Below are 14,577 nucleotides of genomic sequence, written 5' to 3'. Positions count from 1 at the left end.
GCCGCCCTCTTGCACCGGCATCGCGTGCGCGGGGGCGGGCGTGTGCCTCCGCTAGGCGCCCTGCTCGACTTGCAGGATCTCGACCGCCTGCCTGAACTGAAGCGACTGCATGGCGCGCTCGAGCGTGGCGAAGCGCTCGCTGCCGAGGGAGGTGCGCAGGGACGGACCCAGTTCGTCGAACAACGGCAACGCGGCCATGCTCTGCTTGCGCAGCAATGCGACCAGCGAAGCCAGCGCCTCCGGATCGACTGGCGGCGCATCGTCGGCCACAGGCCTGGCGTCCGCCGCATCGAAGAACGGCTGGGCCGCCACCTGCAGATGGCGCAGCGCCGCGCCCAGCGCACGCATTGCGCGATCGGCCCGGTGGGTGTCGCCGTCTTTCAGCGCAGCCTCTGCCTCGGTGGCCCGCTGGCGCACGCCATCGATCCCGATCACACCGGCGCTGCCCTGCAGCTTGTGCAGGCGGGCCGCCATCACCGCGGACGATTCGCCGGAGGACGCATCCCCCTCGCGCGCCAGGTCGCCGAACTCCGCGAGCAGGCTGCGCAACACGCTCAACAGCAGGTCGCTGTCGCCCATCAGGCGCTTCGATGCGCCTTGCGCGTCGATGCCCTGGATCATCGGCCAGCCCGCCGGAAGCTCCGCCATGGCCGGGGCCTCCTCGTGGGCGGTCGGCACCAGCCGGCCTCGGGCGCGCTCCACGCAACGGCGAACGGTTCGGACCAGCGCCTCGGCATCGAAAGGCTTGCTGATGAAATCGTTCATGCCGGATTCGAGCGCGCGGTCGCGTTCGGCCACCAGCGCGCTCGCCGTCAGCGCGATCACCGGCAAGGTGGCGAGTCCGAGCTCGCCGCGAATCAGGCGCGTGGCCTCGTTCCCGTCCAGCGTCGGCATGTGGACATCCATCAGCACCACGTCGAAAGCCTGCGGCCTCTTGCGCAGCGTCTCGACCGCCTCGCGGCCATCCGATGCCAGGCTGACCTGCGCGCCTTCCCGTTCCAGGATGTGCTGGCAGACCTCCAGATTGACGGCGCTGTCGTCCACCACCAGCACGCGCATCTGCGACAGGCGCCGGTCGGTCGTCGCTTCGCGCGCAGGCACCGGAGCCTGCGCGGCGTCTTCGCCGGCGACGTCCATGGGCAGGATGACCCAGAACTCGCTGCCGCTGCCCGGCGTGCTGGCGACGCCGAACTCGCCGCCCATCAGCTCGGTGAGCTGCTTCACGATGGACAGGCCCAAGCCCGTGCCGCCGAAGCGGCGCGTGGTCGACGTGTCGGCTTGCGTGAAAGGCGTGAACAGCCGGTCGAGCACATCGGCTTCGATGCCGATCCCCGTATCGATCACGGCGAAGCGCAGCCGCAGGCGATCTTCCAGCCGCTCCTTCACCTGAACACTCAGGCGGACCGAACCCTGCGCGGTGAACTTGACGGCATTGCTCATCAAGTTGACGAGGATTTGCCGAATGCGGGTGACGTCACCGAGCAGGCGTGCCGGAAGATCGGTGCCGGCATCCAGCATCAACGCAATGCCCTTCGCACCGGCATTGACGTTCATCATCGCGATGACGCTGTCGAGCAGATCGCGCAGGCTGAATTCGGATTCATCCAGCGACATCTCGCCCGCCTCGATCTTGGAAATGTCGAGGATGTCGTTGATGACGCCCAGCAGTGCATTGCTGGCGTCGTCGATCTTGTGCAGGAATTCGCGCTGCCTGTCGTCCAGCGCGGTCTGCCGCAGCAGGTAGGCCAGCCCGATGACGGCATTGAGCGGCGAGCGGATCTCGTGGCTCATGTTCGCGAGGAACTCGCTCTTCGCCTTGCTCGCCGATTCCGCCTGTGCGCTGCGTTCGTTCAGCGCAAGGTTCAAGCGCTCCAGCTGGTCCTGCGCGCGGCGCATGTCGGTGACGTCCACCGCCACCGAGATGAAGCCCTGCACCACGCCGTAGTCGTCAAAGTCGGGGATGTAGTGCAGCCAGTAGTGCACCGTCGAGCCATCGGCCAGCGTGCGGGTGCGCATCACGCGCTGGTCATTCCCGGCCAGCGCGGCACGGATGTAGGGCTCGTTCTCGCGGAACAGTTCGGGGCCCAGCATCTCCCACTGCGTGATCCCGATCATCTCCTCCGGCGTGCGCCCCAGCCAGCGCTGGTAGGCGCTGTTCGCGAATGTGCAGCGCAGGTCGGTCGTCCAGTAGGCCACGATGCCGGGGATGTTGTCGGTCACGATGCGCATGAAGCGCTCGTTCTTGTGCAGCCTTTCCTCGGCCGCCTTGCGCTCCGACAAGTCGGTCGCGATCGCGATGAAGCCGACCACGCTGCCGGCTGCATCGCGCAAGGGGCTCACGTTCAGGTGCACGGGGACTCGGCTGCCGTCCTTGCGCACGTAGGTCCACTCCCGGGGGCGGGCCCTGCCGGTGCCCGGCGCCGGAGCGAAGACCTCGCACACTTCGAGCGGACGCCCCAGTTCGGTGGTCAACGCCATCGCGCGGCTGTGGACTTCGAACACGTCGTGGAAGCGGTTCATCTCCATCTGGTTCACGACTTCGGCGGCCGAGTAGCCCAGCAATGCCTCCGCGGCGGGATTGAACAGCGTCACCACGCCGTTGACTTCGGTCGCGATGATGGCGCTCGCCGCACCGTCGAGGATCGCCCGCTCGCGCGCCGACAGTGCCACCAGTTCGGCGGTGCGTTCGGCCACCTGCTGTTCGAGCGTCGCGTTCAGTTCGAGGATGTGCGCCTTGGTCGCCCGCTCGTGCGTGATGTCGCGCAGGGTCTCGGCGGCGCCGATCACCCGGCCATCCGCCGAGCGGATCGGCGCCGCCGCCACCGAGACCGCCACGGCGGTGCCGTCGCGGTGACGCCGGAAGGTCTCGAACGCAGCGACCGACTTGCCTTGTGCGATGTGGCGCAGCAGCGTCTCTTCTTCCTGCGCATAGTCCGCCGGCAGCAGCAAGGCTTGCATGGATTGTTCGAGCGCCTCCTCGGCCGTGTAGCCGAAGATCTTGGCCGCAGCGTCGTTCCAGTCGGTGATCTTGCCGTCGAGCCGGCAGCCGATGATGGCGTCGTTGGAGCTGGTCACGATCGCCGCGAGCCGCGAGCGCTGTTCGCCCGCCTGCTGCTTGCGCCGTTGCGTGGTCTGCTCGATGAAAGACAGCAGGGCCAGCAGCAGTGCGAGCGTGGAGCCGATCAGCACCACGGCCCACGGGCTGCGCAGGTTCAACTGCTTGAGGAACATCGGCCGCGCACTGACCTCCACCTGCCAGACGCGTCCATAGAGGTGCAGCGGCAGCAAGGTCCTGAGCGCATCGGGCCGAACGGATGCATGGCCCGGCGAACTGAAGAACGGCTCCGGCTTGTCGGGCCGTGTGATGTCCGCCAGGGCCAGCGCGAATTCGCCGTCCTGGAAATCGAAGCCCCTCAACACTTCATCGATGAGCAGGGGCGTGTAGATCCAGCCGATCCCTTCATCCGGCGTACCGCGCGCCGCGGCAGACCTGCGCTGCCGCTGTTGAAGGCGGCCGAGCTGGGTCTCGGCCTTGTAGACGGGCAGGAGCATCAACACGGAGCGCTGGCTCGGCGGCGCCCTCTGCGACTGCACCAGCGCGATCGGCGCGGTCATCGCGGCTTCGCCGGTCTGCATGGCGCGCTCAGCGGCGGCGCGGCGGTTGGGCTCCGATGCGATGTCCAGCCCGATGGCCGGGCTGGTGGAATCCGAGGGCTCGAAATACTGGATGACGAAGCGATCGCCCTCGTTGACGCCAAGCTGATGGATTCTGAAATCGGGCTTGCCGTCCAGCCGCGCCGCGGCGACGAAGGCAGCCTCGTGCGCTACCGGCACGCGGCGCACGAAACCGAATCCCCGCGAGCCGGGAAACTCACGCTCCAGATCACGCGAAGCACTGAACTGCGCGAATCGCAGCCGCGTGATGCCCCCTTCCCCGCCCGCCGCAATGACAGCCCCGCGCGCGCCGCGCAAGCCGAATTCGAAAGCGTGCATGCGCGACGTCAGCTGTTCGACCGCACGCCGGGCCAATGCATCGAAGCGCGTTTGCGCGAGCGAATCGTTGTAGCGCGCCTGCCACCACCCCGCGCCCGCCGCCATGCCCAGGCCGACGACCAGCCAGATCAGCGATCGCGCGGACTGCCGAAGCCCCACGGGGATGGTCAACCGGCCTCGGTGCCGGGCTCCGGCGCCGGGGCCTTGGGAGCCATCAGGCTCGCCTGGGCCCGCCCGGCCCTCGCGGCCTCCGCGAGCGCGTCACGGGCAGCGCGTTCGAGAGCCTCCACCGCATCGACACCCGCGCCGGCCAGGTCTGCGCGCGCAGCGTCATCGAGGCAGGACACGCCGGCGCTGCACGTCACATGGCGCGAGACGGCGGAGCCCTGATGGCTGATGTCCAGCGCTTCGACCGCCCGGAGCGCGCGATTGGCGACATGCAGCGCGTCGTCCGCAGCCGTGTCTGCGAGGACCAGCGCAAAACGTTCGCGATCCAGCCTGGCGACGAAATCGCCGGGCCGGCGCGCGCTGCGCTGCAAGGCTTCGGCGATGGCGGCGAGACAGGCATCCGTGGCCTTGCGGTCGTAAAGCGCCTCGAAGGACTGGAAGAAGTCGACCTCGAGCACCACCAGCGCCACCGCTTGGCCCGACTCGGCCGCACGAAGCGTTTCGCGCACCAGGATTTCGCCGTGGGCGCGATCGTTCGCGAGGCCAGTAGCCCCATCGATCCGGGACAAGCGGCGCAGGTCGTCGGACAGACGCTTCAGCTTCAGCTGGGTGTTCACCCTTGCCGTCACCTGGGACGCATTGAAAGGCTTGCGGATGAAGTCCACTGCGCCGAGTTCCAGCACCGCCACTTCGAGTTCAGATTCCTGGTGGCTGCTGACGAAGATGACCGGCACGTCGGCCAACGCCGGGTCGGCCTTCAGCGCTTCGCACACCTGCAGGCCGCTCATGTCGCCCATCTGCGCGTCGAGCAGGATCAGGTCCGGCGGCGCTTCCCTGCTGAGCTGCAGTGCGTCGGCACCGCTGGTCGCGAAACGAACTGTCGTGTAGTCCGAAAGTATCCGACTCAGTACCTGAATGATGGCGGGATCGTCATCGACAAGAAGCAGACTCGCTTCGACCGGAAATTTCTTCATCGGAGGATTCTGCCGCAATCAAATGCCGTCGTTAATGACGCACGGAATGGCGCGCGAGGATCTCGTAGTGGGCAGGCGGCGCCATGTGCGAGCAGACCAGCACGAAGTCGCTCACCTGCCAGGGAATCGGCGACATCTCGTTCGGCGGCACCGCGCCCAGGCATTTGCGGGCGATGGTGAGATGCGGGGTCCAGCGCACGCGCTCCGGCACGAGGCCCGCGTGGATGAGCGGCTGCTTCAGGCGCTCATGCAATACGCACAGCCCTTCGTGCTCATCCGGTCGCAGCACCGCAACGGGATTGCGCCACACCTCCGGCGTTCGCAGCACCAGCGTCAACGCGTGCATCGGCACTTCGGCGAGCCCTTGCTGCAACGCGGCTTGCTGCGCCGCCGCAACCTCGCCGAGAAAGTGCAGCGTCATGTGGATGCGCGCAGGCACGATCATTCGCACGCCGCGCGGCCACCACCAGGTGCTGCGGTGCGCATCGATGGCGGCCTGTACGCCCGGATCAGGGAACAGGCCGATGAAGAGGCGCCGGGTCGGCGCAGGTTCGGATGTCATCACGCTGTTTGTAAGATGATCGTGCCGCCATTCGCAACGAATCGATGACGATGAAACCACAGGAGCAACGATGGTGACCGACCTCGCGCCCAGCTTCGAATCACTCGACCCGCGCTTTCGCCAGTTGGTCTTCGCCAACGTCCATATCGAGAAGCTCTACACCGGCTGCCGCTGGGCCGAGGGGCCGGCATGGTTCGCGGCCGGCCGCTACCTGGTGTGGTCCGACATCCCGAACGACCGCATGCTGCGTTGGGACGAGACCGATGGCTCGGTGTCGGTGTTCCGGCAACCGGCACTGAACACCAACGGCCACACGGTCGACCTGCAAGGCAGGCTGGTGTCCTGCGAGCACCGAGGGCGATGTGTGTCGCGCATCGAACATGACGGCACGCGCACCGTGCTTGCTTCGCACTTCGAGGGCAAGCGCCTCAACTCGCCGAACGACGTTGTCGTCAAGTCGGATGGGAGCATCTGGTTCTCCGATCCGAGCTATGGGATCGACAGCGACTACGAAGGAGACGCGGCGCCGAACGAGATCGGGAGCCAATGCGTGTACCGCATCGATGCGGAGTCGGGCGCGGTCGGCAAAGTCGCCGATGGGTTCGTGCAGCCCAACGGGCTTGCGTTTTCACCGGACGAGAGCTTGCTGTATGTATCCGACACCGGGGCCACGCACGTGCACGACGGTCCCCGGCACATCCGGCGCTTTCGCGTCGGAGCCGATGGGCGCAGCTTGTCGGGCGGCGAAGTCTTCGCGGAATGCGGCAGCGGCTTGTTCGACGGTTTCCGCATCGACACGAAAGGCAATCTGTGGACGAGCGCCGGCGACGGCGTGCATTGCCATGCGCCCGATGGAAAGCTGATCGGGAAGATCCGGGTGCCGGAGGTGGTGGCCAATGTGTGCTTCGGGGGACCGAAGCTCAACCGGCTGTTCATCTGCGCGACGACCTCGCTGTATTCGGTGTACTTGAACGCGCGCGGCGCGGCGCGGCCTCCGGCTCTCTGAGGACTCACGCCCGCTGTAGAATTCGCGCCGGTCTGCGGGTGTAGTTCAATGGTAGAACGGCAGCTTCCCAAGCTTCATACGAGGGTTCGATTCCCTTCACCCGCTCCAAATCACATTTTCATGACATTTCAACAGGCCTCAGTTAGAGGCCTTTTTCATTGGTAAAACAGCTAAAATGGTGCCTCATCACCAATCATTGATTTTCAGGAGGCATCTGATTTTTTGGGGGCGTACAAGGGGGCGTTATCCCCAAAATCCTCAAAGCTTCTCCCCAAAACTTCGGGCGCCTTCCCAAAGCCCGACATGCCAAAGACAGTCACTCCCCTCACCGTCCAGGATTGCAAGAACGCGGCGCCCGGCTCGAAAGCCTTCGACGGCGGCGGCCTGTACCTGGAAGTAGCTCGCTCTGGCAGCCGCTACTGGTATTTGAAGTACCGCCACAACGGCGCCGAGCGGCGCATGGGCATCGGCCCTTTTCCAGCCATCGCACTACCCGCAGCGCGCACGGCTCGGGATGAAGCCAAGGCGCATCTGCGGGCAGGCCGGGACCCTCAGCAGCAGCAACGCGTGGTCGTGGCCAGCAACCAGACCGCGGCCGCCAACACGTATGAAGCCATCGCACGCGAACTGCACCAGCTCAACCCGTTGACCTGGCAGGACGCCCACCGTGAGAAGTGGCTCGCGATGCAGGAGCGTCATCTTTTCGCGCGCATCGGCTCGCTGCCCGTCACGCAGATCACAGCGCCGATCCTGCTTGCGCCGTTGCGCGTCGTGGAGCAGCAGGGCAAGCACGAAACCGCCACGAGCCTTCGGCAGTACGCTTCGCAGACGCTGCGATATGCAGTGCAGACCGGCCGCGCCGAGCGTGATGTGTCGATCGACTTGCGAGGCGCCATCCGTGCTCCGATACAGCGCAGCTATGGCGCAGTGACTGACGTCGAGAAATTGCCCGAGCTGATTCGCGCAGTGCACGCTTATCACGGGCGCAGCATTACGCGCGAGGCGCTTTGGTTGTCGGCATTGTTGTTCCAGCGGCCCGGCAACCTGCGCGGCCTGCAATGGGACTGGGTGTCGTTCAGTAAGCACGTCATCGTGATCCCCTCAGCAGAGATGAAGCGAACTCTGCGTGCCAAGGTGCAGGGCAAGCCGCACGAGGTGCCGCTCTCGTCGCAGGCGGTCGACTGCCTGCAACGCCTCAAGAACCTGAGCGGTGGTGGCAAGTACGTTTTTCCAAGCGAGCGCACCGGCGAGCGGCCGATGAGCGATGGCACCGTGAACAGCGCGTTGCGTCGGCTTGGCTATTCCAAGGAAGAGATGACCGCGCACGGCTTCCGGGCCATGGCGCGCACCGTCCTCGCCGAGCACCACGACATACCCGAGTCCGTGCTCGAAGAGTTGCTCGGGCACGGCAAGCCCGGCCCGCTCGGCAGCGCGTACGACCGCACGACGTGGACTCGTCAACGCAAAGAGGCGATGCAGGCCTGGGGCGACTTCCTGGATGGCTTCGTCACCATGCCCGCGAAGAAGGCGACCGCCAAGGTTGTGCGGCTCGCTGGCCGCGCCGCATAGCCCCGTCAACTCGCGTCATCACGAATCAGCGGCCCTCGTCGGCCGCTGATTTGTTTTAAACGGTAACTGCGCCCGCTTTCATGTTCAGTGGACAGAACATGACTCCAATGGACTGCACCGGACACAGCGAATCACGTGGAAAGCGCGGGCCAAATCGTGGCGCCTTTCGCATTGGCTCCCATGAGTTTTCAATGCAGCTCCATGACCCCTCAAAGCCCTACTCGCGCCAAAGCCCGCCCTGTCCCGACGCCGGGCGGCCCTGCCTTTCGCAAACCCCCTCTCGTGCAGCCGCTCGACGTTCTCAACGTCGACAACGCACTGCTCACCGCGCGGACTTTGCAACTGCTGATCGGCGATTCGCTGCCCACCATCGACCGCAAGCTGAGGTCCGGGGTCTTGCCCCCTCCAGTGACCAGCGACAACCGCGAGCGACGGTGGCGCTCGCAGGACGTACGCGAATACCTGCAGCGGCGCGCAGATCCCGCGAAAGCCGCGACGCGCGCGAGTTGGCAATCGCGAGTTGTTGAACCTCGTCCGCCCGCCCCGCCTGTCGCACCGACATCGCGACCAAGAGGCCGGCCGCGCAAGACGGACCAGACAGCGAACGCATAAAAAAATCGGCCGGTCGCTTGGGACCGGCCGCAGGTTCAATTCAGAAAGGACGGCGCCCATCGTAGGCGCTGAACCTGACATCCGCAACCAAGCTCCGGCCATGCATGGAGATCTCCGCACATGGCAACTGCTTTCCATCCTCCAGAGGAGAAGTACAAGGCCGACGCGCTCTGGCTGCTCGCGGAGCTGCGAGCACACAGCAGTCGCGTGTCGCTTGTTCGCTGCTCGTTCGCTTGCCAACTCGCCACCCGCGTCGTGGACCTGCGCTCGGTGGCCGCGCACCGTCAGTTGATGGCGGGTGAGATCTCCGCGCTCAAGGCGTGCCTGCGTCAGATCCTCGACAGCGCGAACCGCGGCACCGGAGCCACGACGTGACACGCGCCAGGCCGCGATCAGAGCCCCGATCCGGCAACGGCCCGATGCCGATGCCGATGCCCAACGGCCAGGACACGGAGGAAGAGTCACCAGACGGCCTGCGCATCCCGCCGCACAGCATCGAGGCCGAGTCAGCAGTGCTCGGTGCCTTGCTGCTGAATGCAGCGACGGCGTGGCCCATCGTGCAGTCCACGCCATTGCAGGCCGACCACTTCAGTCGACACGAGCACAAGATCATCTTCGGCGCGATCGCGCGGCTGCAGCATTTGCGCAAGGCGGCTGACACCGTGACCGTGATCGCCGAGTTGCAGCAGCAGGACAAGTTGCATGAGGTGGGCGGCATGGACTACCTCAATCAGCTCGCGCAGTACGTGCCCAGCGCGAACAACACCGAGGCCTATGCGCGCATCGTGGTCGACCGCGCGAGGCAGCGCGAGTTGATCGGCATCCTCGATGGTGCGACGCAGGCGGCGTTTCGCTCCGACCCCTTCGCGCTGCGCGACGCCGGCGAGCTTGCCTGCAGCCTCTTCGAGAAGTTGCGAGATGGCACTGCTGGCTTGCAGATGGAGTGGGCGCATGAACTGGGCGAAGACATCGAAGTAGAGGACGAACTGATCGAAGGGTTGCTCGCGTGCGGAGCGCTGTCGGTTCTCTACGGAGAGAGCAACAGCGGCAAGAGCTACGCGGCCATCGACATCGCTGCGCATGTTGCGAGCGGCCGGCCCTGGATGGGCCGGGCCGTTCAATGTGGCCTTGTGGTGTACCTTGCAGCAGAGGCACCGCGCAGCGTTCGCCGCCGTATGCAGGCTTGGGTTCGCAGGCACGGCAGCGACGGCATGCATCGCCTCGCCATCGTCAAGTCGCCAATCAACTTCTACGACAGCGAAGCGGACGCGGCCGCAGTTGTCGCGGAGATCGAGCAGGCCGAGCGCAAGCTCGGCGTGAAGTGCGTGCTGGTGGTGGGCGACACGTTGGCCCGGCTGTCCGCAGGAGCGAACGAGAACCTTGGCCAGGACATGGGCGTGGTGCTCAAGCACATCGACGCGATCCGCCAGGCGAGCGGCACGCACTTCCTGCTGGTGCACCACTGCGGCAAGGATGCCGCCAGGGGAATGCGCGGATGGTCAGGCCTGCGCGCAGCCTGCGACACCGAGATGGAGGTGACCTCGAACGACGCCACGGGCGAACGGGTGATCGAGGCGACCAAGCAGCGCGACCTGGATAGCAAGGGGCTACGCATAGGCTTTCGGTTGGATCCGATGACGCTGGCGCAGCGACCGTCGGGCAAACCGATCACCGCGTGCACAGTCGAGGCCATCGATGCGCCGGCCAAGAAGAACGGCCATAAGACGATGTCGGAGAGCGCCGGTGCCGTGGCCGAATTCCTGCGCGCGCGTCGGGTCGGGATACGCAAATCGGAGGTCGTCATCCACTTCAAGGGCCGGTATGACCACAGCACCGTCTACCGCGCGCTCGCCCAACTTGAAAAAGCCGGTGCTGCACATTGTGCGGCGGGCATGGTCGCCATTTCTTCAGAGGTGGAGTGAACGTTTTGTGCGTCATTCAAACCGTTGTGCGCACAGAGCTTCGTTCGCCTGCGCACATGCTTGCGTTGTTGTGCGTGTGCGTGCGTCCCCCTATAGGGGACGCACACACGCACAACGCACAAGCGCCACGGCAACACGGCCCCTCGTGTCACGCTAACTAGAAGGGTACAGAAAAGGATGAATTCAGCTACCGTGACTATCGATCTGCGAGACGGCCGCAGGTGGTTGCAGATCGTGATTACCAATCGCGAGCGCCGGTGGGAAACCGATCATTGGGACACGGCGAAAGTCGTGACGGGCTGGGGTGGCCGACCACTTCTTGTCTACGTGGTGCCATGTGCCCGTTGCGGAAAGGAATTCGCACGACCCGCAGGGGCCATCCGTCACTCGAAGGGGTTCGCCCGACGGTGCCAGGCATGCGATCGCAAGCTGCTTGCTGATCAGCAGCGCGAGCGACGGCAGCGACAAAGAGCGCGCAAGCTCCCGAGCCTGGCGGTCCATTGCCCAATGTGTGGAGGAGTCGTTCCTCGAAAGCGCTCGACGCGGATCTACTGCAGCGACCGATGCCGCACGAAGGCGAAACGCCGCAGGGACTCAAACTCGTTGGAAACATGAGCAACTCCCATGAGCAAACCTGACCTTTGCAATTCATCCGAATTGCGCATTGAATTGAATTGCGGGTCGCCACCGAATTAAAAGCCCATTGAATTAAAATTGAATTGCCGCAAATGGCGGCAACTGAATTGAATTGGCGAATTAAATGAACAGGCAAATTGCAATTATTGAATTGGACGCAGACGACCAGGTCGACGACGGCGCGGCCCACGCCATCACCGGCTGCACAACGATCTACGCACCGGCCGGCCAGGCCGGGGAATACGCACCTTTGGCCACGAACCCGTATCGAGGCTGCGGCCATGGGTGTGCGTACTGCTATGTGCCGAAGGTGCTTCGCATGCCGCGCGCCGAGTTCGATGCCGGCGCCGTGGATCGTCCGGGCTACCTGCAGAAGCTGCGCAACGATGCGAAGCGATATAAGGCCGCTGGCAATCGCGGGCAGGTGATGCTGAGCTTTACTTCGGACCCGTACCACCCCGGGGACACTTCGGCCACGCGAAGCACGCTCGAAGTGCTGCGCGATCACGGCCTGGGCTTCTGCACCTTGAGTAAGGGCGGTACCCGTGCGCTTCGGGACCTCGATCTGTTCCGGCCCGAGCGCGATGCCTACGCGGCCACGCTCACAAGCCTGGACGATGCCTTCTCGTTGAAATGGGAACGAGGCGCGGCGCTGCCGGCCGATCGCATCGAGGCCCTGCGCCGCTTTCACGACGCCGGGATCTTCACCTGGGTCTCGCTGGAGCCGACGATCGACGTCGAGGCCTCGCTCGCGATCGTGCGGGCCACGCACGAGTTCGTCGACCTGTTCAAGATAGGCCGCGTCAACTACTTGCCGATGACCCGAACGACCGATTGGCAAAGCTACACCCATCGCATGATCGAGCAGTGCCAGCGACTCGGCGTGGCGACGTACATCAAGCAGGACCTGCAAGCCTATCTGCCGGAGGGCTATGTGAACCCGCTGCGCGTGCCGCAGCACCATTGAGCGGTGCTGGTGGTGGCGCGCGTCGGCCAGCGCTTCGGCCTTTGACCTCCCATTGGTGGGAAGTGAAACGGCAGCACGCCCACTCGGAGCCTTGTCCAGGTCGCGAGACAACTCACCGATGCGCACGCACGCGCGCCAATTTGTGCGCCGCGTGGGCGCGCGCGAGAATGCCCGGCCATGAGCAGCTCGACGACCCGCAACCGGCCACCGCCAGGCGCGCGAGACCAGCGCCCGCGCGAGGAGAAGGCAGGCCGGCACCGCGGGGTCGATCCCGAGCAGCAGCGGGCCGGTTCGCTTGGCTCTGAGGCACAGCAGTTGCAACGGGCCTTGTTCCACACCTCGCCGAGAAGGCGCTGAGCGCTGCGCTTTGCGCATACGCATCTTGGACCGTCGGTCCCGCCAACGAGATGTGTCCAAGATTGGACCGATCGGCCGTGGCACCAAACCCGAAGCGGGCGCAATCAGCATCAGGCTACGTCCAACGATGTGACGCAGCCTCAGTCCCCTTACGCCAACCCATGTCCAACGATGTGACACGGGTACCGACGCCGAACGCGCGAGCTACGCCGCAGACTGCGGGCCCGAACGGACGGCGCGGGAATCGTGTCGCATCGCCGGACACGATTCCCGTTTCGCCCTATGCGCAGGCCCTCGACAAGACCGGCATGACGCGGCAGACCGCGCATCGTTGCTTTGACTTTTGGCTCATCGCGACTACGCTTTGCCTTGCCCCCTTGGCAACGGTTGCTCCCTCCTCGGTGTCGTAAATCCGGCCAGGCTTAACCCGAGGAGATGCCATGCTCTGTGCTGATACGCCAGTCTTTGCGCTCGTGCGCGCAACCCCCCAACCCCTGACCGCGAGCTATGCAAGGCACGCAAGCCTCGGCGCACTCTTGCGCCACAAGCTCACCGCACTGCCCGAGAGAGGAGAGGCGCGCGCACCCGCGCCGGGTTCCCTGGGCGCGCTGCTGCGCCAGCGCCTGAGCGCCGAGTGCACCTGCACGACGTCGCGCTCGTCCATGATGTCGGGCCTTGGCGCGCAGTCCTGCGAGGTGCAATCGTGAGCGCGGCCTTTGCGCCTGAGCGCGTTCCGAGCCACGCCGTTGCACGGCTGCTGCGCGCCGGCTCGGCCGTGCTTGATGCAGCCGTGCACAGCCTGAGCCTGCGTGCTGCATTCATCGCGCGCTTCGATTCGCACCATGACCAACGAGCCACGCTCAAGGTGCTGGAGCAGGTCTCGCGGGGCACTCAGTCGCCTGCGATGACGACCGTGCCCGAGTGGGCCGGCGCACTGGTCGACGACAGCCTCGTGGCCCTCGTTGACCTGCTGGCCGAGCAGGGCAATGCGGCCCTGCAACTGCCGTTCACGCGCTTCGAGTTCGCAGGCCGCGGCCGGGTGCGCGTGCCGATGCGCGTCGCGGGCACGACGAAGGGCCTGGCCGGGGCGTTCCGCCTCGAAGGCAGCGCGATCCGCGTCGGCAAGCTCACGCTCGCCAGCACGAGCCTGGAGCCGAAGTCGATGGCGGTGATCGCCACGAGCACCGGCGAGATGGTGGACGGCGCAGGCGACGATGTGCTCGCCGAAGTCATCCGCACCGGCAGTGCCGCCGACACCTCGCGCACGCTGGACGGCCTGGTCTTCGATGCCGCGCCAGCGGACGCCTTGCGCCCTGCGGGCCTCGCTGCGCTGGCGACTGGCGACAACACCGCGGCGAGCACAGGCACCGATGCCGCAGCCATCGCCAACGACCTGCGCGAGCGCTACGACCAGCTGCTGGCCAGCGGCTTCGGTGGGCCGTCCACGCGCTGGGTGATGAACGCCGGCAGCGCCGCCACGCTGGTCGAGCTCTTCAACGAAGTGCAGACGCGCGATACTTACCTGCGCATCCCCATCGTGGGCGAGCCCACGGTGCCGGCCGGCACCGTGTTCCTGATCGACTGCGCGGCCGTGGCCTTCGCCGCGGATCCACCGAAGTTCGATGCAGCCGCCGAGGCCATCGTGCACGAGGAAGACGATCCGGCGGCGGTCGCCGAAGACCTGTCCGAAGCTGCGCCCGTGCGCTCGCTCTGGCAGACCAACGCCGTGGGCTTTCGCACGGTGTGGCCGATGGACTGGACGGCAGCGGCGGGCAGCGTGCAGACGCTCACCAGAGTTGCGTGGTGAGCGA

10 protein-coding genes and 1 tRNA gene are annotated in these 14,577 nt (G+C 65.7%); 8 read left to right on the top strand and 3 right to left on the bottom strand.

From position 1 onward, the window contains the following. Window positions 1-51: 51 nt before the first annotated feature. Genes QTH90_RS00255 through thpR form a run of 3 tightly spaced genes read right to left on the bottom strand, consistent with a single transcriptional unit; the run spans window position 52 to window position 5,697 of the window. Window positions 52-4,164: a CHASE domain-containing hybrid sensor histidine kinase/response regulator gene (locus QTH90_RS00255; protein WP_286662552.1), complete on the bottom strand. Its 4,113-nt coding sequence runs from the start codon at window positions 4,162-4,164 to the stop codon at window positions 52-54. Next, window positions 4,161-5,135, bottom strand: a complete 975-nt coding sequence (locus QTH90_RS00250) for a response regulator (RefSeq protein ID WP_286662551.1) — start codon at window positions 5,133-5,135, stop codon at window positions 4,161-4,163. Before QTH90_RS00250 ends, QTH90_RS00255 begins: the two co-directional genes overlap by 4 nt. Before the next feature lie 31 nt (window positions 5,136-5,166). Further along, window positions 5,167-5,697, bottom strand: coding sequence for an RNA 2',3'-cyclic phosphodiesterase (gene thpR / locus QTH90_RS00245; protein WP_286662550.1), 531 nt, complete (start codon window positions 5,695-5,697; stop codon window positions 5,167-5,169). A gap of 70 nt (window positions 5,698-5,767) precedes the next feature. Here thpR and QTH90_RS00240 point away from each other — a divergent pair, with 70 nt between their 5' ends. The 8 genes from QTH90_RS00240 to QTH90_RS00205 all read left to right on the top strand — a co-directional run bounded on the left by QTH90_RS00240 (window position 5,768) and on the right by QTH90_RS00205 (window position 14,573). Beyond that, complete coding sequence (locus QTH90_RS00240; RefSeq protein WP_286662549.1) at window positions 5,768-6,703, top strand: SMP-30/gluconolactonase/LRE family protein; 936 nt, start codon at window positions 5,768-5,770, stop codon at window positions 6,701-6,703. Window positions 6,704-6,737: 34 nt separating this feature from the next. Beyond that, window positions 6,738-6,811: transfer RNA gene (locus QTH90_RS00235), tRNA-Gly, on the top strand. A 114-nt stretch (window positions 6,812-6,925) separates the two neighbouring features. Further along, a complete protein-coding gene (locus QTH90_RS00230; RefSeq protein ID WP_286662548.1) occupies window positions 6,926-8,272 on the top strand; it encodes a tyrosine-type recombinase/integrase in 1,347 nt (448 codons plus the stop codon). A gap of 732 nt (window positions 8,273-9,004) precedes the next feature. Continuing rightward, window positions 9,005-9,259 (top strand): hypothetical protein, encoded by a 255-nt coding sequence (locus QTH90_RS00225; protein WP_286662547.1) that lies wholly within the window; start codon window positions 9,005-9,007, stop codon window positions 9,257-9,259. Beyond that, window positions 9,256-10,806 (top strand): AAA family ATPase, encoded by a 1,551-nt coding sequence (locus QTH90_RS00220; RefSeq protein WP_286662546.1) that lies wholly within the window; start codon window positions 9,256-9,258, stop codon window positions 10,804-10,806. Before QTH90_RS00225 ends, QTH90_RS00220 begins: the two co-directional genes overlap by 4 nt. 760 nt (window positions 10,807-11,566) lie before the next feature. After that, window positions 11,567-12,409, top strand: a complete 843-nt coding sequence (locus tag QTH90_RS00215; RefSeq protein WP_286662545.1) for a radical SAM protein — start codon at window positions 11,567-11,569, stop codon at window positions 12,407-12,409. A gap of 797 nt (window positions 12,410-13,206) precedes the next feature. After that, entirely contained in the window at window positions 13,207-13,473 is a 267-nt protein-coding gene (locus tag QTH90_RS00210; RefSeq protein WP_286662544.1) for a hypothetical protein, read from the top strand. Next, window positions 13,470-14,573, top strand: a complete 1,104-nt coding sequence (locus QTH90_RS00205) for a hypothetical protein (protein WP_286662543.1) — start codon at window positions 13,470-13,472, stop codon at window positions 14,571-14,573. Before QTH90_RS00210 ends, QTH90_RS00205 begins: the two co-directional genes overlap by 4 nt. The last annotated feature ends 4 nt before the right edge of the window (window positions 14,574-14,577 follow it).

Origin of the sequence: Variovorax flavidus (assembly GCF_030317145.1) — a bacterium.
Classification (GTDB): Bacteria; Pseudomonadota; Gammaproteobacteria; order Burkholderiales; family Burkholderiaceae_C; genus Variovorax; species Variovorax flavidus.
Note: the sequence above shows the minus strand (reverse complement) of the source record. Positions and strands in the feature narration are given on the sequence as shown.

Excerpts from the sequence above, each read along its gene's own strand:
- QTH90_RS00250 (WP_286662551.1), bottom strand. The coding sequence starts at position 5,135 with ATGAAGAAATTTCCGGTCGAAGCGAGTCTGCTTCTTGTCGATGACGAT.
- thpR (WP_286662550.1), bottom strand. The coding sequence starts at position 5,697 with ATGACATCCGAACCTGCGCCGACCCGGCGCCTCTTCATCGGCCTGTTC.
- QTH90_RS00240 (WP_286662549.1), top strand. The coding sequence starts at position 5,768 with ATGGTGACCGACCTCGCGCCCAGCTTCGAATCACTCGACCCGCGCTTT.
- QTH90_RS00225 (WP_286662547.1), top strand. The coding sequence starts at position 9,005 with ATGGCAACTGCTTTCCATCCTCCAGAGGAGAAGTACAAGGCCGACGCG.
- QTH90_RS00215 (WP_286662545.1), top strand. The coding sequence starts at position 11,567 with ATGAACAGGCAAATTGCAATTATTGAATTGGACGCAGACGACCAGGTC.
- QTH90_RS00210 (WP_286662544.1), top strand. The coding sequence starts at position 13,207 with ATGCTCTGTGCTGATACGCCAGTCTTTGCGCTCGTGCGCGCAACCCCC.